The 23,443-nt window shown below is 68.6% G+C and carries 29 protein-coding genes and 1 pseudogene; 12 read left to right on the forward strand and 18 right to left on the reverse strand.

Annotated elements, in window-relative coordinates; translation table 11 throughout:
- Positions 1-7: 7 nt before the first annotated feature.
- Positions 8-445: pseudogene (rnhA, locus tag JOD27_RS41405) on the forward strand (ribonuclease HI); the annotation flags it as partial.
- 247 nt (positions 446-692) lie between these two features.
- Here the strand turns inward: rnhA and JOD27_RS41410 are convergent.
- Both JOD27_RS41410 and JOD27_RS41415 read right to left on the reverse strand, forming a co-directional pair.
- Positions 693-1,475, reverse strand: coding sequence for a helix-turn-helix transcriptional regulator (locus JOD27_RS41410; protein ID WP_307830622.1), 783 nt, complete (start codon positions 1,473-1,475; stop codon positions 693-695).
- An 8-nt stretch (positions 1,476-1,483) separates the two neighbouring features.
- A complete protein-coding gene (locus JOD27_RS41415; protein ID WP_204767854.1) occupies positions 1,484-2,176 on the reverse strand; it encodes an SDR family NAD(P)-dependent oxidoreductase in 693 nt (230 codons plus the stop codon).
- Between the two features lie 102 nt (positions 2,177-2,278).
- Between JOD27_RS41415 and JOD27_RS41420 the strand changes: the two genes are divergently transcribed.
- On the forward strand, positions 2,279-2,701 hold the full coding sequence (locus tag JOD27_RS41420) for a PPOX class F420-dependent oxidoreductase (protein WP_204767855.1): 423 nt from the start codon (positions 2,279-2,281) through the stop codon (positions 2,699-2,701).
- 258 nt (positions 2,702-2,959) lie between these two features.
- Here the strand turns inward: JOD27_RS41420 and JOD27_RS41425 are convergent, their stop codons facing one another.
- Both JOD27_RS41425 and JOD27_RS41430 read right to left on the reverse strand, forming a co-directional pair.
- Entirely contained in the window at positions 2,960-4,096 is a 1,137-nt protein-coding gene (locus JOD27_RS41425) for an aminotransferase-like domain-containing protein (RefSeq protein ID WP_204767856.1), read from the reverse strand.
- A 104-nt stretch (positions 4,097-4,200) separates the two neighbouring features.
- A complete protein-coding gene (locus tag JOD27_RS41430; protein WP_204767857.1) occupies positions 4,201-4,389 on the reverse strand; it encodes a hypothetical protein in 189 nt (62 codons plus the stop codon).
- A gap of 53 nt (positions 4,390-4,442) precedes the next feature.
- Between JOD27_RS41430 and JOD27_RS41435 the strand changes: the two genes are divergently transcribed.
- Positions 4,443-4,754 carry an ArsR/SmtB family transcription factor gene (locus JOD27_RS41435; RefSeq protein WP_204767858.1) on the forward strand — a complete coding sequence of 104 codons (312 nt, stop codon included), beginning with the start codon at positions 4,443-4,445 and terminating at the stop codon, positions 4,752-4,754.
- A 3-nt stretch (positions 4,755-4,757) separates the two neighbouring features.
- On the forward strand, positions 4,758-5,639 hold the full coding sequence (locus tag JOD27_RS41440; protein WP_307830623.1) for an SRPBCC domain-containing protein: 882 nt from the start codon (positions 4,758-4,760) through the stop codon (positions 5,637-5,639).
- A 1-nt stretch (position 5,640) separates the two neighbouring features.
- Here JOD27_RS41440 and JOD27_RS41445 read toward each other — a convergent pair whose 3' ends face one another.
- From JOD27_RS41445 to JOD27_RS41460, 4 genes are all read right to left on the reverse strand, one after another.
- Complete coding sequence (locus JOD27_RS41445) at positions 5,641-7,236, reverse strand: toll/interleukin-1 receptor domain-containing protein (protein WP_204767859.1); 1,596 nt, start codon at positions 7,234-7,236, stop codon at positions 5,641-5,643.
- A 287-nt stretch (positions 7,237-7,523) separates the two neighbouring features.
- Positions 7,524-8,378, reverse strand: a complete 855-nt coding sequence (locus JOD27_RS41450; protein WP_307830624.1) for a helix-turn-helix domain-containing protein — start codon at positions 8,376-8,378, stop codon at positions 7,524-7,526.
- Positions 8,379-8,610: 232 nt separating this feature from the next.
- Positions 8,611-8,808, reverse strand: a complete 198-nt coding sequence (locus JOD27_RS41455) for a DUF397 domain-containing protein (protein ID WP_204767861.1) — start codon at positions 8,806-8,808, stop codon at positions 8,611-8,613.
- 218 nt (positions 8,809-9,026) lie between these two features.
- The gene (locus tag JOD27_RS41460; RefSeq protein ID WP_204767862.1) at positions 9,027-9,911 is read right to left on the reverse strand and encodes a hypothetical protein; all 885 of its coding nucleotides are present in this window, start codon (positions 9,909-9,911) and stop codon (positions 9,027-9,029) included.
- A gap of 17 nt (positions 9,912-9,928) precedes the next feature.
- On the opposite strand from JOD27_RS41460, the gene JOD27_RS41465 reads away from it, so the two are divergent.
- On the forward strand, positions 9,929-10,657 hold the full coding sequence (locus JOD27_RS41465) for a class I SAM-dependent methyltransferase (protein ID WP_204767863.1): 729 nt from the start codon (positions 9,929-9,931) through the stop codon (positions 10,655-10,657).
- A 1-nt stretch (position 10,658) separates the two neighbouring features.
- Here JOD27_RS41465 and JOD27_RS41470 read toward each other — a convergent pair whose 3' ends face one another.
- Together JOD27_RS41470 and JOD27_RS41475 are read right to left on the reverse strand one after the other, a co-directional pair.
- Complete coding sequence (locus tag JOD27_RS41470) at positions 10,659-10,874, reverse strand: hypothetical protein (protein WP_204767864.1); 216 nt, start codon at positions 10,872-10,874, stop codon at positions 10,659-10,661.
- Positions 10,875-10,902: 28 nt separating this feature from the next.
- The gene (locus JOD27_RS41475; protein ID WP_204767865.1) at positions 10,903-11,964 is read right to left on the reverse strand and encodes a DNA polymerase IV; all 1,062 of its coding nucleotides are present in this window, start codon (positions 11,962-11,964) and stop codon (positions 10,903-10,905) included.
- A 42-nt stretch (positions 11,965-12,006) separates the two neighbouring features.
- On the opposite strand from JOD27_RS41475, the gene JOD27_RS41480 reads away from it, so the two are divergent.
- A complete protein-coding gene (locus JOD27_RS41480) occupies positions 12,007-12,453 on the forward strand; it encodes an NUDIX hydrolase (protein WP_204767866.1) in 447 nt (148 codons plus the stop codon).
- On the opposite strand, the gene JOD27_RS47340 is transcribed toward JOD27_RS41480, so the two are convergent.
- The 3 genes from JOD27_RS47340 to JOD27_RS41495 form a co-directional block, all read right to left on the reverse strand.
- On the reverse strand, positions 12,440-13,573 hold the full coding sequence (locus tag JOD27_RS47340) for an endonuclease (RefSeq protein ID WP_204767867.1): 1,134 nt from the start codon (positions 13,571-13,573) through the stop codon (positions 12,440-12,442). The genes JOD27_RS41480 and JOD27_RS47340 overlap by 14 nt on opposite strands.
- A gap of 71 nt (positions 13,574-13,644) precedes the next feature.
- The gene (locus JOD27_RS41490) at positions 13,645-14,559 is read right to left on the reverse strand and encodes an NADP-dependent oxidoreductase (RefSeq protein WP_204767868.1); all 915 of its coding nucleotides are present in this window, start codon (positions 14,557-14,559) and stop codon (positions 13,645-13,647) included.
- A gap of 79 nt (positions 14,560-14,638) precedes the next feature.
- Positions 14,639-15,142 (reverse strand): DinB family protein, encoded by a 504-nt coding sequence (locus JOD27_RS41495; RefSeq protein ID WP_204767869.1) that lies wholly within the window; start codon positions 15,140-15,142, stop codon positions 14,639-14,641.
- Between the two features lie 79 nt (positions 15,143-15,221).
- Here JOD27_RS41495 and JOD27_RS41500 point away from each other — a divergent pair, with 79 nt between their 5' ends.
- The 3 genes from JOD27_RS41500 to JOD27_RS41510 are packed head-to-tail and all read left to right on the forward strand — an operon-like array spanning position 15,222 to position 17,635.
- A complete protein-coding gene (locus tag JOD27_RS41500) occupies positions 15,222-15,878 on the forward strand; it encodes a YqeB family protein (protein WP_204767870.1) in 657 nt (218 codons plus the stop codon).
- A gap of 13 nt (positions 15,879-15,891) precedes the next feature.
- The gene (locus tag JOD27_RS41505) at positions 15,892-16,488 is read left to right on the forward strand and encodes a TetR/AcrR family transcriptional regulator (protein WP_204767871.1); all 597 of its coding nucleotides are present in this window, start codon (positions 15,892-15,894) and stop codon (positions 16,486-16,488) included.
- 4 nt (positions 16,489-16,492) lie between these two features.
- Entirely contained in the window at positions 16,493-17,635 is a 1,143-nt protein-coding gene (locus tag JOD27_RS41510; protein WP_204767872.1) for a cysteine desulfurase-like protein, read from the forward strand.
- On the opposite strand, the gene JOD27_RS41515 is transcribed toward JOD27_RS41510, so the two are convergent.
- Positions 17,628-19,229, reverse strand: coding sequence for a hypothetical protein (locus JOD27_RS41515; protein WP_204767873.1), 1,602 nt, complete (start codon positions 19,227-19,229; stop codon positions 17,628-17,630). The two genes, JOD27_RS41510 and JOD27_RS41515, sit on opposite strands and share 8 nt — an antisense overlap.
- 93 nt (positions 19,230-19,322) lie before the next feature.
- Here JOD27_RS41515 and JOD27_RS41520 point away from each other — a divergent pair, with 93 nt between their 5' ends.
- The gene (locus JOD27_RS41520) at positions 19,323-19,508 is read left to right on the forward strand and encodes a hypothetical protein (RefSeq protein WP_189257397.1); all 186 of its coding nucleotides are present in this window, start codon (positions 19,323-19,325) and stop codon (positions 19,506-19,508) included.
- Complete coding sequence (locus JOD27_RS41525) at positions 19,495-20,415, forward strand: YihY/virulence factor BrkB family protein (RefSeq protein WP_204767874.1); 921 nt, start codon at positions 19,495-19,497, stop codon at positions 20,413-20,415. Before JOD27_RS41520 ends, JOD27_RS41525 begins: the two co-directional genes overlap by 14 nt.
- Here JOD27_RS41525 and JOD27_RS41530 read toward each other — a convergent pair.
- Positions 20,386-20,754: a hypothetical protein gene (locus tag JOD27_RS41530; protein ID WP_204767875.1), complete on the reverse strand. Its 369-nt coding sequence runs from the start codon at positions 20,752-20,754 to the stop codon at positions 20,386-20,388. The two genes, JOD27_RS41525 and JOD27_RS41530, sit on opposite strands and share 30 nt — an antisense overlap.
- A gap of 82 nt (positions 20,755-20,836) precedes the next feature.
- Between JOD27_RS41530 and JOD27_RS41535 the strand changes: the two genes are divergently transcribed.
- On the forward strand, positions 20,837-21,556 hold the full coding sequence (locus JOD27_RS41535; RefSeq protein ID WP_204767876.1) for a GNAT family N-acetyltransferase: 720 nt from the start codon (positions 20,837-20,839) through the stop codon (positions 21,554-21,556).
- On the opposite strand, the gene JOD27_RS41540 is transcribed toward JOD27_RS41535, so the two are convergent.
- From JOD27_RS41540 to JOD27_RS41550, 3 genes are all read right to left on the reverse strand, one after another.
- Positions 21,539-21,805 (reverse strand): hypothetical protein, encoded by a 267-nt coding sequence (locus JOD27_RS41540; protein WP_239571359.1) that lies wholly within the window; start codon positions 21,803-21,805, stop codon positions 21,539-21,541. The genes JOD27_RS41535 and JOD27_RS41540 overlap by 18 nt on opposite strands.
- Entirely contained in the window at positions 21,802-21,960 is a 159-nt protein-coding gene (locus JOD27_RS41545; protein WP_204767877.1) for a hypothetical protein, read from the reverse strand. The genes JOD27_RS41540 and JOD27_RS41545 overlap by 4 nt, the downstream gene beginning before the upstream one ends.
- A gap of 82 nt (positions 21,961-22,042) precedes the next feature.
- Positions 22,043-23,371, reverse strand: a complete 1,329-nt coding sequence (locus JOD27_RS41550) for a helix-turn-helix domain-containing protein (RefSeq protein WP_204767878.1) — start codon at positions 23,369-23,371, stop codon at positions 22,043-22,045.
- Positions 23,372-23,443 lie beyond the last annotated feature (72 nt).

Consider the following 23,443-nt stretch of genomic DNA (forward strand, 5'->3'; position numbering starts at 1 on the left):
ATGCCGCATGGAGGTCGAGATCTACACCGACGGTGCGTGCAGCCCCAATCCCGGTCCGGGCGGCTGGGGTGCCGTGTTGCGCTACGGCGAGCACGAGAAGGACATGTACGGCGGTGACATCGGCCCGACGACGAACAACCGCATGGAACTGATGGCGCCCATCGTGGCGTTGGAGAGCCTCACGCGACCATCCACCGTGAGGCTCTACACGGACAGCACGTACGTCCGCAACGGCATCACCTCATGGGTGCACGGGTGGAAGGCGAACGGCTGGCTCACGAAGGCACGTGAGCCGGTCAAGAACGCCGACCTGTGGCGCCGCCTGGAAGAAGCCGCCGGCAGGCACGAGGTGGAGTGGCACTGGGTCAAGGGCCATGCGGGCCACCCGGAGAACGAGCGCGCGGACAGGCTGGCCGTGCGCGGAGTGGAGGAGGTGACGGGGCGGGAAATCACGCAGCCCCAGGCAAAACCGAAGAAGGCCAAGCCGAAGCAACCACGCGAGCTGACCGGCGAACCGTGTGGCGCGCCCACGAAGAAGGGCACGCCGTGCCCGATCACCGCAGGGCCGAGCGGACTGTGTCACGTGCACGACCCGGCGTTGCAGTGCGGTGCCGTCACGAAGAAGGGCACGCCCTGCACGATCGCGACCGGCGGCGGCCGGTGCGAGTACCACCAGGACGCGCTGGAACTGTTCACGTGACGGCGAGCGAAGCCAGCAACCGCAACGCGTCCTGGGACGGGCTGCCAGGCGCCGCCACGTAGGTCACCAGCACCTGTCCCGCATCCGAGGTCAGCGGCTCCGCGGCCAGTTCCAGCGGTCCGAGCTGCGGGTGGTTCATGCGCTTGAACATCGGCTGCCGGTCGCGCACCGGGTGCTCCGCCCACAGCGCGCGGAACAGCGGCGACACTTCGCACATCTCCTCGACCAGCGCGAGCAGCGCCGGGTCGTCGGGGTGCACGCCGTAGTCCGCGCGCAGGTAGCCGACGTTCTCCCGCGCGCAGTCCGTCCAGCCGACGAACAGCTCCTGTGCGGCCGGGTCGGTGAACATGTACCGCACCATGTTCGGCTGCTCGCGGAAGTCCGTGACGAGCGCCGCGGCGAGCGGGTTCCACGCCAGCACGTCGAGCCGGCGCCCGAGGACCATCGCGGGCACGCCGTGCAGCGCGTCGAGCAACCAGCGCAACGCGGGCCGCACCTCCTCCGACGGCGCTTGCACCCGAGTGGGCCGCGCCAGCCGGTAGAGATGCGTGCGCTCGGCCGCGTCCAGGCCGAGCGCCTGCGCCAACGCGTCCAGGATCGAGTCGGACGCGTTGGAGGCGCGCCCCTGCTCCATGCGCGTGTAGTAGTCGACGCTGATCCCTGCCAGCTGCGCCAGTTCCTCGCGCCGCAGTCCTGGCACGCGCCGCCGCGTGGCCCGCTCGGGAGGGTCCAGTGCCGCACGCCGAGCCTTCAGGAACTCCCCCAACTCGTTCACGGCCCCTATCATGCCGGGATCGCCCCGACCAGTCCGCCGTCCACGACGAAGTCCTGCCCCGTCACGTACCCCGCGCGGTCCGACAGCAGGAACGACACGACGTGCGCCACGTCCTCCGGCTCGCCCAACCGCCCCATGACCACTTGCCGCCGGTACGGCTCGTCGTCGACGACGTTGTCCTTGAACATGTCCGTCGCGATGAACCCAGGGCTGACCGTGTTGACCCGGACTCCCGGCATCTCCGCCCCGAGCGTGCGCGCCAGGCTGTGCACCGCCGCCTTGCTGGCCGTGTAGAGCGACGCGCCGACAAGCCCCCGATGGACCGTCCACGACGCGTTGATCACCACCGACGCGCCGGGCTTCAACCGCGCCCGCTGCACCGTGAAGTACACGCCCTTGAAGTTCGTGGCGAGCACCCGGTCCACGTCCTCCTCGGTGACCTTCTCGAACTCGGTGAACACCCCGATCCCGGCGTTCGCGAACAGACCGTCGATCTCACCGACCCGGTCCATCAACGCCTCGACGTCGGACAGCTTAGACACGTCCGCGACCACCGTCTCGACGCCGAGCTCCTCGCGCGCCGCCGCCAACCGCTCCTCGGAACGCCCGGTCACGACGACCCGCGCGCCCTCCTCTACCAGCACCCGCGCCGTCGCCAGGCCGATGCCGCTACCGCCACCCGTGATCAGAAACGTCTTCATGGCTCACACACTCCAGGCCCCCGCGGCCCGCAACCAGACCCGCCGTTTCCTGGGTCTGCGAAGACCAGGCTGAACTCGGCGAACCGGCGTAGCGTCACCGGCATGCTTCCCGACTCCGCCAGGGCAGTGCTGGAATCCAACGCGCTCGCCCACATCGTGACGCTCGGCAAAGACGGCTCGCCCCACGTGACCATCGTCTGGGTGGGACTCGACGGCGACGAGATCGTCTCCGGGCACCTGGTGCAGCACCAGAAGATCCGCAACATCCGCAACGACGGTCGCGTGGTGCTCTCCCTCGAGACACCCAAGATCAACGAGATGGGCCTGCAGGAGTACCTCGTCGTCTACGGCACCGCCCGCATCACCGAAGGCGGGGCGCCGGAACTGCTCCAGCGCCTCGCACACACCTACCTCGGCCCTGACGTGAAGTTCCCGCCGTTCGACAACCCGCCACCCGGCTTCGTCACGCGCATCAAGGTCGACCGCGTGGCCGGCGTCGGCCCCTGGGTCGGCTCGAACTCGTAGGAAATGTGGACGGCGGGCCGGCCCGTGTAGTTGGGGCCGGCCCTGTCGTCAGCCCCGAAGTCGCCGATGCGGCGCTTACGGTTGTCGTAGGTGAATCCCGCGTCCCGCAAGGCTTTCGTCAGTGTGCGCCCGAACGGGGTGCCGTCGGCGCGGCGCACGCCGGCGACGTCGAAGTTCGCCACCAGCCGACCACCGGGCGCGAGCGACGACGACACTCGAGCCGGGACGGGCGGGCCTCGTTCTCGTCGCCCAGCAGGGTCACCGCAGCACCTTCGCGAGGCGTGCCATGCCTTCCGCGATCTCCTCAGGAGTGTTGGCGGTGAAGGACATCCGGAACGTCGCGCGGTCCGGCGTGGTCGCGTAGAACGGAGCGCCGGGCACGAACGCGACGTCGTGGCGCAGCGCCTCCTTCAGCAACACGGCGCTGTCGACGTCGCCCGGCAACCGCAGCCACACGAACATGCCACCGTCCGGATCGCTCCACGTCGTGCCGTCAGGAACCGTGGCGGGGAGTGCCGCGATCATCGCATCGCGCCGTGCCCCGTATTCGACGCACAACCTGGCAACGTGCGCGTTGAGGTCGTTGTGCGTCAGGTAAGCCGCGGCGGCGGCCTGGTCCACTGTGGACGTGTGCAGGTCAGCCGCCTGCTTCACGATCACCAGCGTCCGCAGCAGGTCCGCCGGTGCGCGCAGCCACCCGAGCCGCATCCCCGGCGCGCCGATCTTCGAGAAGCTGCCCAGGTAGACGGTTCGATCGCTGATGGATGCGAGCGGTGCCACGGCGGAGCCCCGGTACCGCAGCTCCCCGTAGGGATCGTCCTCGACGACCCAGAAGTCGTGTTCCGCGGCCAGCTCGGCGATCTCCGCGCGACGTGAGGCCGACAGCGTCCGGCCGGTCGGGTTCGCGAACGTCGGCACCAGGTAGACCATCGCCGGCCGTTCGGACTCCACAACGGATCGCAGCGCGGCGGGATCCAGGCCCTCGTCGTCACTCGCGACGGGCACGATCCGGGCTCCCGCCATCTGGAAACACTGCAGCGCGGCCAGGTATGTCGGCTCCTCCACCGCCACGACGGCGCCGGGCTCCAGCAGCGCGGTGGCCACCAGGGTCAGCGCCTGCTGCGAACCCGTGGTGATCAGGACGTCCGAAGTGGGCAGCCCGCGGCCGGTCAACCGGTCGGCAACGAGCGCACGCAGAGCCGGATTGCCCTCCGTGGGCGCGTATTGCAGCACCGAACGGTCCCGCAGGGCGAGGTCGTAGGCGGCGCGCAGACCGTCGAGGTCGAACAGTTCGGGGGCGGGAAGTCCACCTGCGAAGGAAATCACCTCGGGACGGGAGGTCAGCGCGAGCAGGTCGCGCACCGGTGAGCTGGCCACGGAGAGGGTGCGGTGCATGAACTGCACGTTAATCGGCGCTGCCTCCAGCGGGACGCGGATTTTCTGTCGGTGCCCGTGGCCAGCGTGGTCGGCATGGACATCGAGACACGTGCAGACCAGCCCTACGCCGCGGTCAAGGCCACGGTGAGGTGTTCACGTCCACGCTCCCCGGCGGCCGGTACGCGGTGGAACTCCACGAGGGCCGTCCGGAAGGGCTGAGCGCCGTCGAGCTGGGGCGCCCGGCTGGAGACCTTCTTCACCGACCCCGCGGTGGAGCCGGACCCAGCCAGGTGGACGACGGAGGTGGCCATCCGGCTCACGAGCTGAACTCGCGCTTATATGCCGATCGAGCTATATTGCCGATATGGCATCTACCTTCGCCGTGCTGGCCGATCGGAGCCGCCGGGAGATCCTCGACCTGCTACGGGAACGCGAGCGGCCGGTCGGTGATCTCGTCGAGAAGCTGACGCTCACCCAGCCGACCGTCTCGAAGCACCTCAAGGTGCTGCGCGAGGCCGGTCTGGTCGAGGTGCGCACCGACGCCCAACGGCGCTGGTACCGGCTCTCCCCCGGCCCGCTCGCCGAGGTCGACGCCTGGCTCGCGCCCTACCGCCGGATGTGGGAGAAGAGCCTGGACGCGCTCGAACGGCGACTCGACGAGATCGAAGGGGACTGACACGTGGACGCCGAACTGCGGATGATCGAGGGCAAGCCCGTCCTGCGCTTCGAACGCAGGCTGCGGCACTCGCCGGAGAAGGTCTGGCGGGTGGTCACGGAACCGGCCGAGATGAAGCACTGGTTCCCGGCGGAGGTGGAGATCGACGGCCGCAAGATGCGCTTCACGTTCCCGGACACGGCCCCCGTCGACGCCGACGGCGGCGAAGGCGAACTGCTCGAGTCCGATCCGCCGAAGGTCTTCGCGTTCCGCTGGCTGAACGACGTGCTGCGCTTCGAGATCCTGCCGCGCGAGGACGGCTGCCTGCTGGTCTTCACCGCCGTGGTCACGAACAAGCTGTCCATCGGCCGCGACGCTCCCGGCTGGACCACCTGCCTCGACGCCCTGGTCGCCCACGCCGACGGCACGAAGTTCGAGCCACCGACGGACTGGCTGCCGCGCATCGAGCACTACATCGCGAAGTTCGGCCTCGACGAGGGCACCGATCGGCCGGACGGCGTGCACTTCGTCCGCGACCTGGTGTGGAAGCCCCTGGACGAGGTCTGGCAGCTCCTCACCGAGGGCACCGAGGACGCGGTCCCGCCCCGCGCCGCGCATCCCGGCCTCACGCCGGGCAGGATCACGCGGTCCGACGCCCCGCGCCTGCTGGAGTTCGAGTGGCTCCAGGACGGCCACCCGAAGGGCGTGGTGCGCTGGGAGTTCGAGCAGGTGCCACTGCAGGGCACCACGGTCACGCTGGTCCAGGAAGACGCCCACGGCCCGGAAGCCCTCGCCGCCTGGCACGTGCACCTGGAACTGTTCTTCGCGGCCACCCAAGGCGAGATCCGCTGTCCGTGGCCCACCGACCGCGAGCAGGAACTCGCCCAGCGCTACGCCGAGCGATGACTCAGGCGTACCGCACGCGGTCCACCAGGAAGCGCCAGTCCGGCGAGATCCGGCGCCCGAACCGCCGCGCGCTCGCCCGCTCGTACTCGATCACCGCCCGGCGCCGGGTCCGTGGGTCCGGCGTCAGGTCCTCGAGCACGTCGATGTCGGCGGCGGTGAGCCTGACGTCGGTGATCCTCGCCGGGTCGAGCCTGGCGATCGACCACCAGCAGGTGGCCGCGGCGTAGTCGTAGCCCAGATCGCGGAACTTCTCCTCGGCCACCAGGAGATCGCGGACGGCGCTCGCCTTGTCGCGGCTGCCCAGCGAGAGTTCGGCACGGACCTGGTACGACCGGGCCACCACCTCCGGGTATGCATCGGCCTCGATGACGCCCGTGACGAGTTCCTTGCCGTCGTTGTACTTGCGAGCGGCGTGACACAGGCGTGCCCGCAACACCATCAGCCAGGAGTACCACTCCCCGCCGGGCGTCAGCAGGACCTCGGCGGTCCGCGCCTTCTTCACCGCGACGGCGAGAGCGGTGCGGTCGCCGGTCAGCTGGAACCGCGCGAGCCACCACTCCGCGCTCAGCGTGGCGCACATCCCCGCCTCCTCGCTCGCACGGCCGGAGATCGTGCAGAACCGCTCGATCGCCTGTAGCAGCAGGAGTTCGCTCTTGCGCAGGTAGAAGTCACGATCGAACGGCACACCGTCGGCGGCCATGCGCAGGAACACCGTTGCGTGACAAAGGGTTCCGCGCGCCGCCGTGTAGAGGTCGCGATACTTCTCCGCGATCTTCGTGCCGTCCTCCGCTGCGGCAGCGGCCCGCACCAAGCGGTGCTCGCGCAACAGGTACCACGCCTGCCCCTCGACGAGGATCTTCGCCTCCAGCGCCCCTTCCCCACGCAGGCGTTCGGTCGCGGACAACGTCCGCAGGCACATCTCCGAGATACGCCGCACCAGATCCACGTCGCCGTGCGCCTTGGCGGCTCCGACGACCGAGTCGAACGACCTGGCGATCTCGATGTCGCCCTCGCCGATCTCGGCCAGCCGCCGCACCAGCTCGTGTGCCGCGGGCTCCGCGGGATCGAGATCTTCCAGGTCCCGCAGCATTTCCCGGACCTTCGGCGACGCGGTGGAGGGTTCCACGCTCATCGTCGTCACACCACCTTCCACACCCCCTGCGCTCGTGAGCGCCCTCGTCAGCACCTCGAGCCCGGCTCCGGTGTCGGGGTCGAAGGTGGGAATCACCAGCGACTGCAGCACCGCCGGCAACCGGTTCTTGTCGAACCCCGGCGGCACCACCGGCACGACGTCGCACCGGTAGGCCTCGCTGTGGTGGTAGAGCTTGTGCCGCAACAGCCTCGCCTCGTACCTGATGCCCTTGCGCTCGACGAAGTCGTTGGACTCCAGCGCTTTCAGGTAGTCCGGCGAGACGACCACGAGCACGGTGCGGTCGCGGAAGCCCTCTTCCATCCACGACGGAATCGACAACGGCCTGACGCCCAGCAGGTCACCGTCCCACCAGACGTCGAATCCCCGCGATCGCAAGCCGTCCACCAGCGCGGAGGCGGCAGGACCACCGTCGCTGTGGCTGTAGCTAATGAAGAGACCGTTCATGGCAACTCCCCCGCGACGCGGCGATCCAGCGGGGGAACGAGGTTGGTCGTCTGGTGCTCATGACGGGCTCCTAACGGCGGGGTGACCTGCGGGTCACCGATCACTCTGGATCGGTGAGGCGAGGCCAATCCCCGGAAGGGCCCTGATGGCGGCAGTCAGAACTGGTCGAACGTCATAGGCTGACGACGGCGTTGTTCACTCGCCTCACTTTGCGCTGTGGGTGTGGGTTTGCGGCGTTGCCACCGGACGGGTGTCTGTGGCGCAGGCACCCGCCCGGCTCACACTGGTCAGCCTCCTAGGTGTTTGAGCCGCTCGTCGATGACGTGCGGCGTCTCGATGGCGGGCAGGGCGAACTTCTCGAGCTGGAAGAAGTAGTTCAGGTACTCGCGCACCACTTCCGGGTCGTCCCTGAGCTGCGACGGGCGGTACAGCTCTTCCAGGAACAGCGTGCGGCTGTCGTCTTCCTCGCTGATCTCGATGATCGCGAAGGAACCTTTCATGGCCGGGTGCAGGCCGGCGCTGAACGGCACGATCTGGATGGACATCCGGTCGGCCGTGGCCAGCTCCTTGACCCGCAGGAGCTGTTCGCGCATCACGTCGGTACCGCCGACCATCCGGTACAGCGCCGATTCGTCGATGATGAAGTACATGTCCGGAGCGGCGGGGCCCAGCAGGTCCTGGCGGTGCATGCGCATGTCGACGCCACGCCGCACCTCCTCCAGATCTTCGCCACCGCCCGTCATGATCGCTGTCGCATAGCGGCGGGTCTGCAACATGCCGGGAATCAGCGACGTCTGGACGTATCGGCAGCGGACCGCCACCGACTCGAGCTCGAGGAACTCGGCGAACTCCTTGACCAGGCCCCGGTACTTCGCCATCCACTCAGGCCGTTTGGCAGCGCGTGCCATGTCGACCAGCTCGGACACCTTGCCCAGTTCGGTGATCCCGTAGTGAAGGAGCAGAGCTCTCAGATCGGTCACCGATATGCCACTCTTGCCCTGCTCTATTCGCAGAACCTTCGACTGGGACCAGTCGAGCGCCTCCGCGACGGAACCTTGGGAGAGCCCCAGGCGTTCACGAGCCTGCTTCAACTCACCCAACAGTCGCCGTCGCTGTGCGACGGGGCTTTCCTTACCTGCCAAGGCGCAGCGTCCCCTCTACCTCTCGCAGGACACACCTGCGTGCCACCATTCTGCCACATGGCAAGTTGAAAACGAGCGTTTCGGGTACAAGCAATGTGCACGTCCTTAAATGGCATGACTCATGCCGCCAGATGGCGGCATGCCAGATGCAAGAACGGCCGCCCGGAGCCAAACTTGAGAGGGCCTCGACAGGTTCGCCCAATCGTGTCGAAATTCCAGGTGGCGTGGGCACCTAGAAGGAGGACGCCAGCACAACGAAACCGGACCACGCGGAGGAGGAGAAAGCGAGCCATGGACCTGACCGATCCTTGGCATCGCGAACCAGGACACAGCCCTTGGGGTCGATGGCGAACTCGACACACGTTCCGCTGTCACCGCTGCTGTAGGAACTTCGGATCCACTTGAGCTCTGCCGCCATCGTCGCTCCCATCGCACGGGGTCCCCGACCGAACCCACCGTCCTCGGCCCGGCCCACCCGCGTGCACCCCGGGAGAGCGGCGGAGGGAACGCCTCCAACCCGACGAGGCCACAGCTCAGAATATGGCGGCGAAGCGAACTCCCGACACCGCCAGAGGTGCGCCTCGGAGTGGACAGAAAGGGGCCATTTCAAGGACACGGCACACGTGAACCTGTTGGCATCACATGGAATCAGAGCGTGGCGAGCCTGTCGACACCGATCCCGGTGATCAGCAGCCGCTCCTTCCGGTTGCCCAGCAGGGTCTGCGTCCAGTCGACGAACCCGCCGTCGCCGATCTCCACGCCGTCGAGGAAAACCTTGTAGCACAAGCCCTTGTAGTACCCGGTGCGCCGAGACGGGTCCGCGGGCAGGGCACCGCGCACCACCTCGAACCGGGGATCCAGCACCGTCACACGGACCTCTACGTCCCCGCACGCCTCACGCAGGAACTCCAGGTGTTCGTGAAAGTGTTGCCGCTCAAAGGCGAGCGACCCGCGGTCACGACCGGCGGACACCGCGGCGAACAACGTGAAGTGCGCGAAACGACCGGCGCCCTCGAACAGTTGCGCCCGCACCACGCGTTGTACCGTCGCGAGCCGCACGTCTGACGGGTCCGCCTGCCGCCGGACCGCGGCTTCCAGCGCCAGCGCGTTGGTCGGGTCGGCCGCCACCTCGGTGCCGCGAACGGTCGACAGCACGTTGTTCTGGTCCATCTCCGCCACGGCCGAACAGGTTCCCAACGGCGCCACGGGAGCGAGGCCCAGCACGGAGAACGACGGCGGCAACGCGGCCAGCAGGCGGTCCTCGGCAGCGCGCAGCACGGAGAACGGCACCGACGCCGGCGCCACGAAACGGTCGGAACGGTACTGCCGCAACACGTCCGGCCCCGTCAACGTGGCGGCCCGCCGCCGCGTCAGGGCGAGCAGCACGGTGGTGAGGTCGCTGCCGGGCAGCCGCGCGAGCCGCTCCAGCACCTCTTCGCCGCCCAACGACCGCAACACCCGCGACAAGGCACCCATGCCCACCATGATCCGTGGACCGGCCAGCGGATTTCCGCGGGCGCGCCGGCGGATCACCCGGCTAGGGTCGATCCATGACCGATGCCACGCAGGAGGGCGAGCTGTGGGGCCGCCGTGCCGCACAACGCGCCGCCCTCGGCGCGAAGATGTCCATGCCCGCGTGGAAAACCGCCATCGAACGCACGCACATCGGAACCGGCACCACGGTGCTCGACCTGGCCTGTGGCAGCGGCGAGTTCTGCGCCCTGGCAACGGAAGCGGGCGCGAGAGCGACGGGTATCGACGCGTCGAACAAGATGATCGAACTCGCCCGACAGGCCGCGCCCACGGCCGAGTTCCACGTGCGCGCCCTGGGGCCGTTGCCTTGGCACGACGGCACGTTCGACGTCGTGACGGCGTTCAACTCGCTGTTCTTCGCGCCTGACCCCGAGGCCGCGTTCGCGGAGGCGACCAGGGTCAGCAGGGACTACGTGGTCGTGTGCGACTGGCATCCGGAGCACCCCAGCGACATCCTCACCGTCGGGTGGGCCGTGCGGGGACGCAGCGGCCGCCGGCGCCCGGAGATGCCGGAGCCGCACGAGGAACTCACGATCGACATTCCCCAGGAACATCCCGACGAGGACACGATGTTGCGCGCCTTCCTGAGCACAGGCGGCTACCAACGACTCATCGAGAGCGACGGTGAAGAAAGTGTCGCGGAGAAGATCAGGGTCGCGACCGAACCGTTCCGAACCGCGGAAGGCGGTTATCGGCTCGCGAACAAGTACCTGATGTCAATCTTCCGCAAGAACCCCAGAATGTGAATCAAGCGGCGGCGAGGACCTCGTAGCCGGCCGTGGTGAGGGCTGCCGGGCCTGGCCGGGTGCTGATCAGGCCTGCCGAGGTCAGGCGCAGTCCGACGAACTGGTCGGCGCAGCACAGGCCGTCGACGAGCAGTGAGCTTCCGGCGATCTCGCAGCGGCCGTCGGCAACGGCTCTGAGAACCGCGCGGTCGCGGTGTGTCAGCGATGAGACGGTCATCTTCTTCTCCTAGCGGTAAAGCTTCTACTTACTGATACGTCGAAGAAGAAGGCTTCGGTTCGACGTCATCGGCAGAGAATTCCGCGCGTACCCCCAAAAGACGTACGGCGCGGCCGTGTTCGAAGCGGTCGAGCACGGTCAGCGCGGCCTCGGCCAGGTCGTCGGCGGACGACGTCGGTGCCGGGAGCTTCATCAGGCGCACCTTCGTGAAGAACGGCACGAAGCGCACCTTCACGCCCACGCGCACGACGGGCCGTCCCTCCGCGACCACGTCCAGCGCCACCCGATGGGCCAGCGCCACGACCTCGCGGCGGATGTCCTCCAAGGAGGTGAGGTCCTGCTGGTAGGTCTTCTCGTGGCTGCGGGACTTCACGACCCACGGCGTCGCGCTCACGACGGTGTCGCCTGCCCCGAGCGCGAGGGTCCGGAAGTACGGACCCATCCGCGGGCCGAACCGCGTGGCCAGCGCCTCGGGGGACGCCGACGCCAGCTCGGTCACCGTCGAGAAGCCCAGTTCGGCCAGTTTGCGCTCGGTCTTCGCGCCGATGCCCCACAGCGCGGATGTCGGCCGGTGGCCCATCACCTCGACCCAGTTCGCGCGGGTCAGCTGGAACACGCCGGCGGGCTTGCCGAAGTCGGTCGCGAGCTTGGCACGCAGCTTGTTGTCGCCGATGCCGACCGAGCAGTGCAGTCCCGTCGACTCGAGCACGGCGGCCTGCAGCGACCTGGCCAGCTCGAACGGGTCGTCGACGGACGCCCCGACGAACGCCTCGTCCCAGCCCATCACCTCGACGACGACCGGGAACGACCGCAGCACGGCCATCACGTCCGCCGACGCCGCCTCGTACAAACCGTGGTCGGCAGGCAGGAACACGGCGTCCGGCAGCTTCTTGAACGCGGTCCGCAGCGGCATCCCGGAGTGCACGCCGAACTCCCGTGCCTCGTAGGACGCCGTGGCCACGACGGCGCGCTCCGTCGGGTCGCCGTTGCCACCCACCACCACGGGCTTGCCGCGCAACGACGGGTCGCGGAGGACCTCCACCGCCGCGATGAACTGGTCGAGGTCCACGTGGAGGACCCAGTCCGTCATGCTGGCCAGAATAGATACTGGCCAGAATAGATACTGGGCAACATGAGACGGTCGGCGGGAATCCTGCTCTTCAGGCGAAACGAGCAGCTGGAGGTGCTTCTCGGGCACATGGGCGGCCCGTTCTGGGCTCGCAAGGACGCCGGCGCGTGGTCCGTGCCGAAGGGCGAGTACACCGAGGAGGAGGAACCCGAGGCCGCCGCACGCCGCGAGTTCGCGGAGGAGCTCGGGCTCGCCGTACCGCAGGGTGAGCTGATCCCGCTCGGCGAGGCCAAGGGCTCCGGCAAGGTCATCACGGTGTGGGCGCTGGAGGGCGACCTCGATCCGGAGACGGTCACGCCGGGCACGTTCGAGATGGAGTGGCCGCCGAAGTCGGGGCAGAAGAAGACCTTCCCCGAGGTCGACCGCGTCCAGTGGTTCACCGTGGAAGAGGCGAGCGCGAAGATCGTCTCCGCGCAACGCCCCTTCCTCGAACGACTCACGGCCAGATAGCCGCGACCCACTCCGGGTGATCGATGAACGGGTTGCGGTTCTGCTGGTAGCTGTCGTAGATCACCTGGTTGCGCCGCTGCTCGAACGCGTCCGGCGGGTCGTCGTCGTTCCACTGCTTCAGGACCGAGAGCTTGCCCATGTACGGCGCGGTGCCGTTGGACACCGAGTTGTTGAGCTCCAGGTTCGCGAAGCCGTCGGTGCCTTCGTAGCGCACGGCCATGTAGAAGATCATGCGCGCGACGTCGCCCTTCACGGCGTCACGCGGCTCGAACGAGTCGCTGTCGACGAAACTGCCGGATGCCTCGGGGACGGGTGAGCCGCCCTCGTCGAAGTCCAGGTTGCCGCGGGTGGCGTTGACGTCCACGTCCTCCGGCCGCAGGTGGTGTAGGTCGGTGCCGGGACCGGTGGCGGTGCCGAAGTCACCGTGCGACTTCGCCCAGACGTGCTCGCGGTTCCAGCTGGCGCTCGTGCCGCCGCTCAACGACTTCGCGCGCGACATGCCGCTGTACAACAGGATCACGTTCGAGGTGTTGTTCGGGTCCTGGTCGGTGTTCTTCAGCGCGTCCCAGACCTGCTCGTAGCTGAGCTTGCGCTGGTTGCCGATGATGGTGTTCAACGCCGACTTCAACGCCGTGCCGGTCTTGTTGCAGGCCGCCGCGTAGTAGCCGGTGCAGGCCGGAGGCACTGTCGTGGTGGGCGGCGGTGTTGTGCTGACGAACGCGAACGCCGTGGACGACGTCAGGCCGGGGTGCGAGAAATACGCGCTCAGCGTGCCCGTCACGTCGATCTGCTTGCCCAGCAACGACGGGTTGGTGCGAAGGCCCCAGGACGCGCGGAACGCGGTCGGGATCTGCACGTAGATCATGTCCGACGTGCTGGTCTGGGACGCCGAGTCGGCCAGTGCGAGCGCGTAGTCGCTCGGGTAATTCGAACGGACGACCGTGTTCGTGGCCGTGGGCTGACCGACGACATACCCGCGAACGGTGGCCGACCCCCCGCCCTGCTTGCTGATCGCCTGCGCAACAGTGAGCTGATCTGCCGCGGAAGCGGCGGTCGACCCGTAGAGGCCGACCGCCGCCAATAAACCGATGACCAACGCCAGTGGATGCCACCGCGTCATGTGCTCTCCTCGATCGTGTCGATGTTGAGCACACGATCAGGTGAGATGGTCAACGCGCGGTAAACGCAGTGTCACGGCACCAGGACGACCTTGCCCGTGGTCCTCCTCGACTCGACGAGCTCGTGCGCCTTCGCGGCGTCCTCGAGCGGCACGACGTGGTCGAGCTGCACCTTGAGCTGCGGCAACGCCTCCAGATCCGCGCCGGACGCGGACACGCTGCCGAAGAGCTCGAACCGGATGCCGAGGTCCACAGCTCGGTCAACGTCAAAACCCGGGTTGCCGGGGATGATCGACACGAGCACGCCACCGGGCTTCAGCACCTTGGCGGACCGCTCGGCGTACTCACCACCGATCAGGTCGAACACCACGTCGACCGGCTCGATCTCGGTGAAGTCCTGGTGCCGGTAGTCGATCACCTCGTCCGCGCCGAGCGAGCGCAGGAAGTCGTGCTTGCCTGCCGACGCCGTGCCGATCACGTACGCGCCCCGCGCCTTGGCGATCTGCACCGCCACGTGCCCGACGCCACCGGCCGCCGCGTGGATCAGCACGCGCTGACCTGCGGAGACACCGCCTCGCCCGACGAGCGCCTGCCACGCCGTCAGCGCCACCAACGGCACCGCACCCGCTTCCTCGACGGTCAACCGGGACGGCTTGCGCGCCAGGTCGGCCTCGTTCGCGACGACGTACTCGGCGTAGCCACCGCCCGTGCCGGGGAAGGTGAGCAGCCCGTACACCTCGTCACCGGCCGCGAACTTCTCGACGCCCTCGCCGACCTGCTCCACGGTGCCCGCGACGTCCCAGCCCAGCGTGAACGGCGGCTCCCCGAGCGCGGGGAACGCGCCGGCACGGATGTACGTGTCGACCGGGTTGACCCCGGCCGCACCCACCTTGACCAGCACCTCACCGGCACCGGGCACCGGCCGTTCGACCTCGGCGACCTCCAGCACGGACGCGCCCCCGACAGTCTTCTGCGTGATGACTCGCATCGTGATCCCCTTCGATGTTCTCGACGGGAACCATCTTGCAGTTAGCGCCAACTTCCAGAAAGTAGGCACTTTCGGGTAACTAACTCTCCCGAAGGTAGAGATCACGCAGCAGGGCGATCTCCGCACCGTGGTGGATCACCTCCCGGTTGATGTGCAGCACCAGCGTCGCCATCGGCTCCTCCGCGAACGGCCCCTCCGCCGGACCAACAGCCAACGAGAGGTCCGCCTTGCGCGCGCCGTCCGTCCATGCCGCGTAGGCGTCGTCCAGCTGCTTCAACGCCTCGTCGGCGCTCGTCGCGTACTGCCAGGTCTGGTAGTCGGCCGGCGGGCCGCCGAAGTGCGACGCGATGCGCATGTTGAACACGCCCACGATGATGTGCGCCATCCGCCAGGCGATCGTGGTGACCGGCTCCGGTTCCGGAGTCGGGTACTCCCAGTCGATCGATCCGTCCGCGTGCACGGTCCACGCACCAGGCACCGGCTGCCAGAAGTACTCGTCGTCGGTCAGCCCCTCCAGCCGCGGCCGCAGCTGCATCCGCCAGTGGAAGTCGAGCTGGTCCGTCAACTGCTTGTTCCAGTCCATGCCTTCGACCGTAGGACCGACTGCGGACAACTACTGTCCTGGACTTAATAAACCGAGCGCTCGGTCTAGTATTGAAGCCATGACGACTGTGCAGGAGACCGCGGTGGTCCGCTACGGCATCTGGGTGTTGTGCCCGGCGCTGGGAGCCGCCGCGGTGTGGGGGCTCAAGCTGGCGGCCGCGTGGATCACGACGTTGAAATGGTTCCCGTTCCAAGGTGTGTTCGAGCTGGTCACGGACATTCCTGAGCCGTGGGTGACGATCGCGGCGCTCGCACTCGGGGCACTGGCGGGCGGTGTGCTCGCGTTGCTGTGGGCGGCGGAGATGATGTCGGTCGAGGTCTCGCACGACCGCGTCACGCTCAGGAAGGACGACAAGAGCTTCGACTTCGGCCGCAACCAGATCGAGTCGGCGTTCGCCGACGGCAAGCAGCTCGTGCTGTTGTCGCCCAGCGGCGCCGAGCTGGCCCGAGAGACGTCGGACCTGAGCAGGGCGAAGCTCGAACAGGCCTTCACCGGTCACGGTTACCGGTGGCGCGACGCGGATCCGTTCGCGAGCGAGTTCAGGATGTGGGTCGAGCACGCGCCCGAGCTGCCCGCGGAGGTGAACGCGCTGTTCACGGCCCGGAGGAAGGCCATCGCGAAGTACGAGCGCGAGGAGGCCGCAGAATTGGCGCGGGAGATCCGCAGGCGCGGCGTCTGCGTCAAGGACGAGAAGAAGAGGCAGTACTACAGGTGATGACCAAAAAGCCATGAGAACTGTAGATCCGGTCAAGCACGCCGCGAAGAAGCGACACATCACCGACACGGCTGCGGGCTTGTTCGCGGAGAAGGGCTTCGACCGGACGACCGTCGCGGACATCTGCAAGGCCGCCGACATCAGCACCGGCAGCCTGTTCCACTACTTCCCCACCAAGCGGGCCATCTTCCTGGAGATCTTCGAGCAGGACGGCAGGGACAACGCCGAGGTCTTCGCGCAGGCCAGGGACCTCAGCCCGTGGGACGGCGTGCTGATGGTCGTCGACCACCTCTGCGTGCCCGCGCTCGACCGGTCCGTGGCCGGACTGGTGCTGGAGGTCGTGGCGCAGGCGAGCCGCGACCCGGAGCTGTGGGACCTGGTCGCCCGCAACGAGCAGGTGGTGCGAGACGAGCTGGCCGTACTGCTGCAGCAGGCGCACGAGGCGGGCCAGATCACGCTCCCGGTGACCGCGCGAACGGCCGCGACCTGGGTGCAGGGCCTGGTCGACGGCCTGTTCGGCAGGCTCGTCGACCCGGACTTCGACGCGCCAGGAGAAGTGGGCACCCTCCGGTTGATCCTTTCCCGGTTCGTGGGTGCTCAAGCACCATGAGTGCATGGCCTACGACGTCGCCGCTGTCCGCGCCCACTTCCCCGCGTTGCGCGAGGGTGCCGCGCACTTCGACGGACCGGGCGGCTCGCAGACGCCCGACGTAGTCGGCGAGGCGGTCAGCGCCGCGCTGACGTCGGCGATCTCGAACCGCGGCAGCGTGACGGCCTCGGAACGCAGGGCCGAGGAGATCGTCAGGACCGCGCGCCGCACGATGGGCGAGTTCCTCAACGCGGGCAGCATCGTGTTCGGCCGCAGCATGACCCAGCTGACCTACGACTTCTCCCGCACGCTGTCGAAGAACTGGCGGCCGGGCGACGAGATCATCGTGACCAGGCTCGACCACGACGCGAACATCAGGCCCTGGGTGCAGGCAGCCGAGGCGGCACGAGCCACGGTGCGATGGGCGCCGTTCGACCGTACGACCGGTGAGCTGCCCATCGAGGCGGTGACGAACCTGCTGTCCGACCGCACCCGCGTCGTCGCGATCACGGCGGCGTCGAACCTGCTCGGCACCCGTCCGGACGTGGCGGCGATCGCGGCGGCGGCGCACGAGATGGCGGCGTTCGTGTACGTCGACGGCGTGCACTACACGCCGCACCTGCCGGTCGACGTCGAGGCGATGGACGCGGACTTCTTCGTGTGCTCGCCGTACAAGTTCCTCGGCCCGCACCTCGGCGTGCTGGCGGCCGCGCCGGAGCTGCTGGAGACGTTGCGGCCGGACAAGCTGCTGCCGTCGACGAACGCGGTGCCGGAACGGTTCGAGCTGGGCACGCTGCCGTACGAGCTGCTGGCGGGAACGACGGCGGCCGTCGAGTTCCTGCGCGGCCTGGACGGGCTGGAGGAGCACGAGTTCGGCCTGCGCGACCAGCTGGAGGCCGGGCTGCGCGAGCTCGGTGTGCGGATCTACAGCAAGGCGGCCTCGCGCACGCCGACCGTCCTGTTCTCGGTCGACGGGCTGGAGCCCGCCGAGGTGTACCGCAGGCTCGGTGCCGAGGGCGTCAACGCGCCCGCGGGGCATTTCTACGCGATCGAGTGCTCGCGGTGGCTCGGCCTCGGCGACAAGGGTGCCGTGCGGGCGGGCATCGGGCCGTACACCGACGAGTCCGATGTGGACCGTCTGCTCAAGGCCGTGGCACGGCTCAGATGAGCAGGAACAGCAACGCGTAGGCGAGCCCGACGAGCACGCTGACGTTGAGCCGGCGGCTCACCCGGTCGCCGGCGTGGTCGGCGATCATGGACCGCGCCCGCGCCCACATCAGCTTCTCGCCTGCCTGACCGTCCGGCAGGTGCGGTGTGGTGATCACGTCGCCGTGCGGACCGAACGCGAGCATCAGCTGTGGACCCGAGCGGCGCACACCGTGCAGCTGCGACCACGGCACGCGGTAGGTCCAGATGCCCGTGTAGAGCGAGACCCCGCGGTGGTCGAGACGCAGCAACGGCTGGAACCTGTTCACGGCCGACAACACGCACTGCACACCCACGAACCCGAGGATGATCAGGTCCGGGTAGTACTTCAGCGCGATCATCGCTCCGGCCGCGCCGAGCAGCAGCAGCACGCCCTCGGAGCGCCGCCGGTCACCAGGCCACATCGCGTGCGGCAGGTCGACCGGCGCGCCCGCGGTGACCGGTTCGCCCGGCAGGTGTGCACTGTGGACGGTGTGCCGCGGGCGGACGCGGGACAGCGTGCTGGTGGCCACGACCTCACCCTCGACCAGCAGCGCGACCTGACCGCCGTGGTGCCACTCGCCCGCGACGAGGATCTCCGCGGGGTCGAGCTGCACCGGCGGGTCCTCCTCGCCGCGCCACACCCTGCCGAACTGGTCGGTGTCGTGGTAGAGCGGCTCCTCCAGGCCGAGGTCGGCGAGCGTGGCCACGGTCGCGATGTCGGCCTTGTTGTGCCGCAACAGGATCCGGCGCGGGCCGACGGGATGCGCCTGCAGCCGGATCGCCTTCACCGGGCCCGTCCACAACGCGCGGCGGCGGCGTTCCCGCGCGGCCAGCATGATCGCGAGGAACACGGCGGCACCACCGAGCGTGAGCCACCACGTGACGTCCTCGGGCTCGTTCGCCATGCGCACCCACGAGCCGTCCTCCAGCACCGGCACGGTGTCGCCGACCCGGTACGTCTCCGGTGCGGTCGGCTCGAGGCCCGTGCGCTGCCGGTCCGGCAGCTCCACCCACACCTCGTAGCCGTTCTTGATCTCGACCACCTCGGCCTCGACCCGGCTGGCCCTCGCGACGTGCCCCTCGATCTCGCCGTTCGTGAGGTCGTACTGCACGAACGTCAGAAAGCCGAAGATGACGAGCAACACCGCGATGATCCGCAGAACCCCTCGTTGCGGAGGCATGTCCGGCAACGAGACGAGGGTGGCGCCCGCCGCCGCGTGCTGGTCCGCGCGCGACCTCAGGGTCCACGCCGCCACGATCGCGCACGCACCCGCGTGCAGACCGAACGCGACGTTGGCGGCCGCCGAACCGTCGAGGACGATGTCCAGCGCGCCGAACACCACGCCCATCGCGCAGCCAGTGAGCACACGACCGAACAACAACAGCAGCGGTGTGGCCAGCAACGGCACTACGGCCAGCGAAAACGTCGGGTCCGGCACGCACGGGTGTGCGGTCGTGCACGGCACCTCGTTCGCACTGGCGGCGAAGTAGAAGGCGACGACCCAGCCACCGACCAGCCCGACCTTGGTCACCCACCACGGAACCGCGGCCGCTTGCCACCGCTGGACGTCCATGGTCTCCGATCATGGCACGCCCATTGCTCCGATCGGTGCGATTCCCCCGCAACGAAACGGGTATCCGCAGGTCACTTGAACTCGGAGGTGGACATGCTGGCCCTCATCGCCGCAGTCGCGTTCGGTCTCGCCCTGATCCTCGACCTCGCGAAGACCGCGCTCGGTGACGTCATCACCGCCAACACACTGGTGGTGCTCGGACTGCTGCTCCTCGCCCTGCACATGGCCGGCGTCGGAGCCGGCACGCGGTCGTGGAGCTGGCGCCGTGCCCGCAGGTGAAACAATCGAACGCCCCACCAAGCTGCCCAAGGGCGCCTGGTGGGGCGTTCTCAAACGGACGGTCAAAGAGTTCAACGACGACAACCTGACGGACTGGGCGGCAGCGCTCACCTACTACGCGGTGCTGTCGTTGTTTCCTGGGCTCATCGTGCTGACATCCGTGCTGGCGCTGCTCGGCGACACAACCACGCAAGAGCTGATGAAGTACGTCGACCAGATCGCGCCAGGCCAGGCCGGTGACCTGGTGAAGTCGTCCATCGAGGAACTGCGGAAAGGCCAGGGAGCCGCGGGACTGCTCGGCATCATCGGTCTGCTGACGGCCTTCTGGACCGCCTCGGGCTACCTCGGCGCGTTCATGCGCGCATGCAACGCCGTGTACGACGTCGAAGAGGGCAGGCCGTTCTGGAAGACCGTGCCGTTGCGTCTCCTGCTGACGCTGGGCTCGGTCTTGGTGATCTCGCTGACGCTCGGCGCGCTCGTGCTGACCGGTGGGGTCGCGGACGCGGCCGGCAGACTGCTGGGGCTCGGCGACACCGTCGTGACTGTGTGGGACATCGTGAAGTGGCCGGTCATCCTGCTGCTGGTGGCGCTCGCGTTCGCGGTGCTCTACTGGGCGGCGCCGAACGTGCGGCAACCGGCCTTCCGCTGGGTCACGCCCGGCAGCCTCCTCGCGATCGTGCTGTGGGCGCTCGCGACCGTCGGCTTCGCCGTCTACGTCGCGAACTTCGCCTCGTACAACAAGACGTACGGCTCGCTCGGCGGTGTGATCGTCTTCCTGGTGTGGCTGTGGATCTCGAACATCGCGGTGCTGCTCGGCGCCGAGTTCGACGCGGAACTGGAGCGCGGCCGCCGGCTCGCGCAGGGCGAGAAGGACGCCTCAGCCGAGCCGCGTGATCTCCCCGGGTAGTTCGGCCTCGACCGCGGTCCAGACCCCGTCCGGCCCAGGCTCGATGCGCTCGCTCATGCGTCCGCCCGGCACGAGCACCCACAGCTGGTCCTTCGTGGACAGCCACACCACACCGATGCCGTCGTTGCGGTAGCTGGTGGCGTACTCGTAGGACTTCCTGAACACCTCACCGCCGTCGCGGCCGGTGACCCGCACCTCGCTCTCGCTCTCGGCGTGCGCGACGAACTTCCCGCTGGGAGACGTCTTGGGCGCGCCGGGACGGGCGAACCTGTCCTCGCGGTCGTCACCGCAGCCCGCGAGGACGACGAGGAGGGCGACCAGCGCCGCCACGACTCTCATGAGGAAATGCCGTGCGTCATGCGCCCCAAGCTAACTAACGTGATCGTCCGTGTGGGATGTTCTCGAGGAGTTTTACGACTCTGTGCCCCGACCGGGATCTCGCGTCGAGGATCACGGCGAGCTGGTGCTCTTCCTCCAGGCGGGCGACGGCTATCCGTACTACGCCCGACCGCGCTTCCCCGGTGGGAGGCCGACGGTCGCGGACGTGGTGAAGATGCGCGCGCGGCAACGGGAGCTCGGCGTGCCCGAGGCGCTGGAGTGGGTCCACGAGACCACGCCGGACCTCTACGACGCGGCGGTCGCGGCGGGTCTTGAGGTGCTGCGGGCGCCGCTGCTGGTGCTCGACCCGGAGAAGCTCCCGGAGCCGCACCCGCACGTCCGCGTGCTCGACACGCGGCCGGCCGAGGTGTCGGTGGTGGCCCAGCTGGCGTTCTCGTCGCCGGGCACCTCGACGGGCGAGGTCGGCGTGGCGGAACGGGACGCGGCGCTCGCGGAGGCCGTTCCGCTGAGCACCCGGCACCGGCACGCGGTGGCCGACCTGCCAGGCGAGGGCGTTCTGGCGGTAGGCACCGCGCAACGGGCGGGTGACGTCGTGGAGATCGCGGGCATCGGCACGTTGCCGGCGGCACGGCGACGTGGCCTCGGTGGTGCGGTCACTGCGGAACTGGCGCGGGACGCCCTGGAGCGGGGCGCGAAGCTCGTGTTCCTGTCGGCCGGGAGCCCGGAGATCGCCCGTGTCTACGAGCGGGTCGGGTTCAGGCACGTCGGGACGGCCTGCATCGCGTCACCAGTCGTAGGCTAGTTCACCGTCACGGGGCATCGGCACACGGAAAAGGCAACTGACGCACGGCATTCCGGACGGCTGCGTCAGCAGTTCGGCTTCGCCGCGGTGGATCAGTTCGCCGCAGTACGCGGTCAACGCGAGCGGCGTGCGGTCGTCGTCGGGCACGGGAACGAGGTGGCACGTGCGTTGTGTCTCCCCCACGACACCCGCACGCTTGCGGACCAGCAACACGGGCATGCGCGCTTCCGTTCGTTCCTGAATGCTCATGCCTTCACCTCGACGTCGTCGACCACACACACGACAGCGTGTGTGGTCGCGTAGAACCTGAGCCGGTACGGGCCCGAGTTCCGCTCTGCCACCGCCGCGCAGAACCGTTCGTTGACCTCTTCCGAGCGCGGCGTTCGTTCGGTCAGGTCGATCACACCTAGATCGTGCGGGGTGTCACGGGAAATGGGGAGGGTCGCAGACGGATTGCGGGTGGCGTATGCGGAACTCGCATACGCGTTACCGCAGCTGGGTGACCTCGGCGGCGAGTTCGGCGATAGCCGGCGTCGCGCTCCACGGGTCGAGCCGCTCCAGTTCGTTCACGATCAGCTGCGACCCGGTCGCCCGAGCGAGATCCAGCGCCGCGAAGCCGAAGTCGACGGCCTGCTCCACGTCACCGTTGGCGGCGTGCGCGTAGGCCAGCCTGGCCGTGTGCACACCTTGCTCCCACTGGCAGATGCTGCCCCATCTGGGCATGAGCTCGGCGTACGCGTCGATCGCTCGCCCGTGGTCGGCGAGGTCGACCATGCTGGCGGCGCGCTGCATCTGCACGTGCAGCTCGGTGAAGCAGTAGCCGATGGAGTACTCGTCGGTCTGCGGCCGTTCCGCGCTGAGCACCAACGACTGCGCGAGGTCGAACCGCGGCATGCACGCGTCCTGACCCGCACGCGCGAGACCACGTGCTTCCTGCCGCAACGCCATCGCACGCACGATCGGACTCAGCCCGGTCTCGCGCTGGGCGGCGCGCGCCAGACCGATGACGCGGTCGTCGTCGCCGTCGACCTCGGCGAGCTGGCTCATCCGCACGTAGCAGTACGCGACGACGTCCCTGTCGTCCGCGGCCTGACCCTGTTCAAGGGCCCTCGACGTCCACGCGGCCGCGCCGCGCAGGTCTCCGATCTCCTCGTGCAGCCAGCCGTAGAACTCCGCGTACATCGCGCCGGTGCCGAGCAACCGCCGACGGACCTCCCCGCGCGCGTTGCGGCGCAACACGTCGATGAAGTCGTACATGTTGCGAACAGCGGGCATCAGCGCGCCGGTGCCACGCCAGTTGTGCGCGTCGTTGACGATCCGGCGCAGCACGAGCAGCTGACTGACCGCATCGCCGGTCATCACGCCGTTGCTGTTGCCTGTGCCGAAGACAGCGGAGGCGCACAACGCCATCAACGCCTTGCCCTCCATGCCGACGACCAGGTCGTTCGCCAAGGCCTCCAGCCCTCCGGCGCCCAGGCTCCTGGCCTCGCGGGACCGCATCGGCACCGTGCGGTCGGTCAGGCCGAGCAGGTGGGCGGGGATGCCGAGCAGCCGCTGCATCGTCCTGAGCACGCGCATGTCGTAGGCGATGTTGCTGCCGGCCTCCAGGCGCGAGATCGCCGACTGGGAGAACCCGGCCAGCGTGCCGAGCTCGTCCTGGCGCAGGCCGTGTGCCTTCCGCGCGATCGCGACCACGGCGCCGGGCGACTCCGCGGCGACCGCGTCCCGCACTTCCTTCGACTCCCAGATGGCGGGCGGCAACACAGGCAGCGGCCCGTCCGGGACGACGACGGCGTTCTTAGCCGGGTTGCTCAACCTCAACGCCTCCCCAAGTGCCGCGAGGTGGCCCGCTGAGCGTCGAAGACGCGGCGATGGTTGGCTGTCGCG

The organism is Lentzea nigeriaca, from assembly GCF_016907955.1.
Taxonomy (GTDB): Bacteria; Actinomycetota; Actinomycetes; order Mycobacteriales; family Pseudonocardiaceae; genus Lentzea; species Lentzea nigeriaca.

Bases quoted from the DNA above. Each gene is read 5' to 3' on its own strand.
- JOD27_RS41415 (WP_204767854.1), bottom strand. From the start codon at position 2,176: ATGAAGACGTTTCTGATCACGGGTGGCGGTAGCGGCATCGGCCTGGCG.
- JOD27_RS41420 (WP_204767855.1), top strand. From the start codon at position 2,279: ATGCTTCCCGACTCCGCCAGGGCAGTGCTGGAATCCAACGCGCTCGCC.
- JOD27_RS41425 (WP_204767856.1), bottom strand. From the start codon at position 4,096: ATGCACCGCACCCTCTCCGTGGCCAGCTCACCGGTGCGCGACCTGCTC.
- JOD27_RS41430 (WP_204767857.1), bottom strand. From the start codon at position 4,389: ATGGCCACCTCCGTCGTCCACCTGGCTGGGTCCGGCTCCACCGCGGGG.
- JOD27_RS41435 (WP_204767858.1), top strand. From the start codon at position 4,443: ATGGCATCTACCTTCGCCGTGCTGGCCGATCGGAGCCGCCGGGAGATC.
- JOD27_RS41445 (WP_204767859.1), bottom strand. From the start codon at position 7,236: ATGAACGGTCTCTTCATTAGCTACAGCCACAGCGACGGTGGTCCTGCC.
- JOD27_RS41455 (WP_204767861.1), bottom strand. From the start codon at position 8,808: ATGGGAGCGACGATGGCGGCAGAGCTCAAGTGGATCCGAAGTTCCTAC.
- JOD27_RS41465 (WP_204767863.1), top strand. From the start codon at position 9,929: ATGACCGATGCCACGCAGGAGGGCGAGCTGTGGGGCCGCCGTGCCGCA.
- JOD27_RS41470 (WP_204767864.1), bottom strand. From the start codon at position 10,874: ATGACCGTCTCATCGCTGACACACCGCGACCGCGCGGTTCTCAGAGCC.
- JOD27_RS41475 (WP_204767865.1), bottom strand. From the start codon at position 11,964: ATGACGGACTGGGTCCTCCACGTGGACCTCGACCAGTTCATCGCGGCG.
- JOD27_RS41480 (WP_204767866.1), top strand. From the start codon at position 12,007: ATGAGACGGTCGGCGGGAATCCTGCTCTTCAGGCGAAACGAGCAGCTG.
- JOD27_RS47340 (WP_204767867.1), bottom strand. From the start codon at position 13,573: ATGACGCGGTGGCATCCACTGGCGTTGGTCATCGGTTTATTGGCGGCG.
- JOD27_RS41490 (WP_204767868.1), bottom strand. From the start codon at position 14,559: ATGCGAGTCATCACGCAGAAGACTGTCGGGGGCGCGTCCGTGCTGGAG.
- JOD27_RS41495 (WP_204767869.1), bottom strand. From the start codon at position 15,142: ATGGACTGGAACAAGCAGTTGACGGACCAGCTCGACTTCCACTGGCGG.
- JOD27_RS41500 (WP_204767870.1), top strand. From the start codon at position 15,222: ATGACGACTGTGCAGGAGACCGCGGTGGTCCGCTACGGCATCTGGGTG.
- JOD27_RS41505 (WP_204767871.1), top strand. From the start codon at position 15,892: ATGAGAACTGTAGATCCGGTCAAGCACGCCGCGAAGAAGCGACACATC.
- JOD27_RS41510 (WP_204767872.1), top strand. From the start codon at position 16,493: ATGGCCTACGACGTCGCCGCTGTCCGCGCCCACTTCCCCGCGTTGCGC.
- JOD27_RS41515 (WP_204767873.1), bottom strand. From the start codon at position 19,229: ATGGACGTCCAGCGGTGGCAAGCGGCCGCGGTTCCGTGGTGGGTGACC.
- JOD27_RS41520 (WP_189257397.1), top strand. From the start codon at position 19,323: ATGCTGGCCCTCATCGCCGCAGTCGCGTTCGGTCTCGCCCTGATCCTC.
- JOD27_RS41530 (WP_204767875.1), bottom strand. From the start codon at position 20,754: ATGAGAGTCGTGGCGGCGCTGGTCGCCCTCCTCGTCGTCCTCGCGGGC.
- JOD27_RS41540 (WP_239571359.1), bottom strand. From the start codon at position 21,805: ATGAGCATTCAGGAACGAACGGAAGCGCGCATGCCCGTGTTGCTGGTC.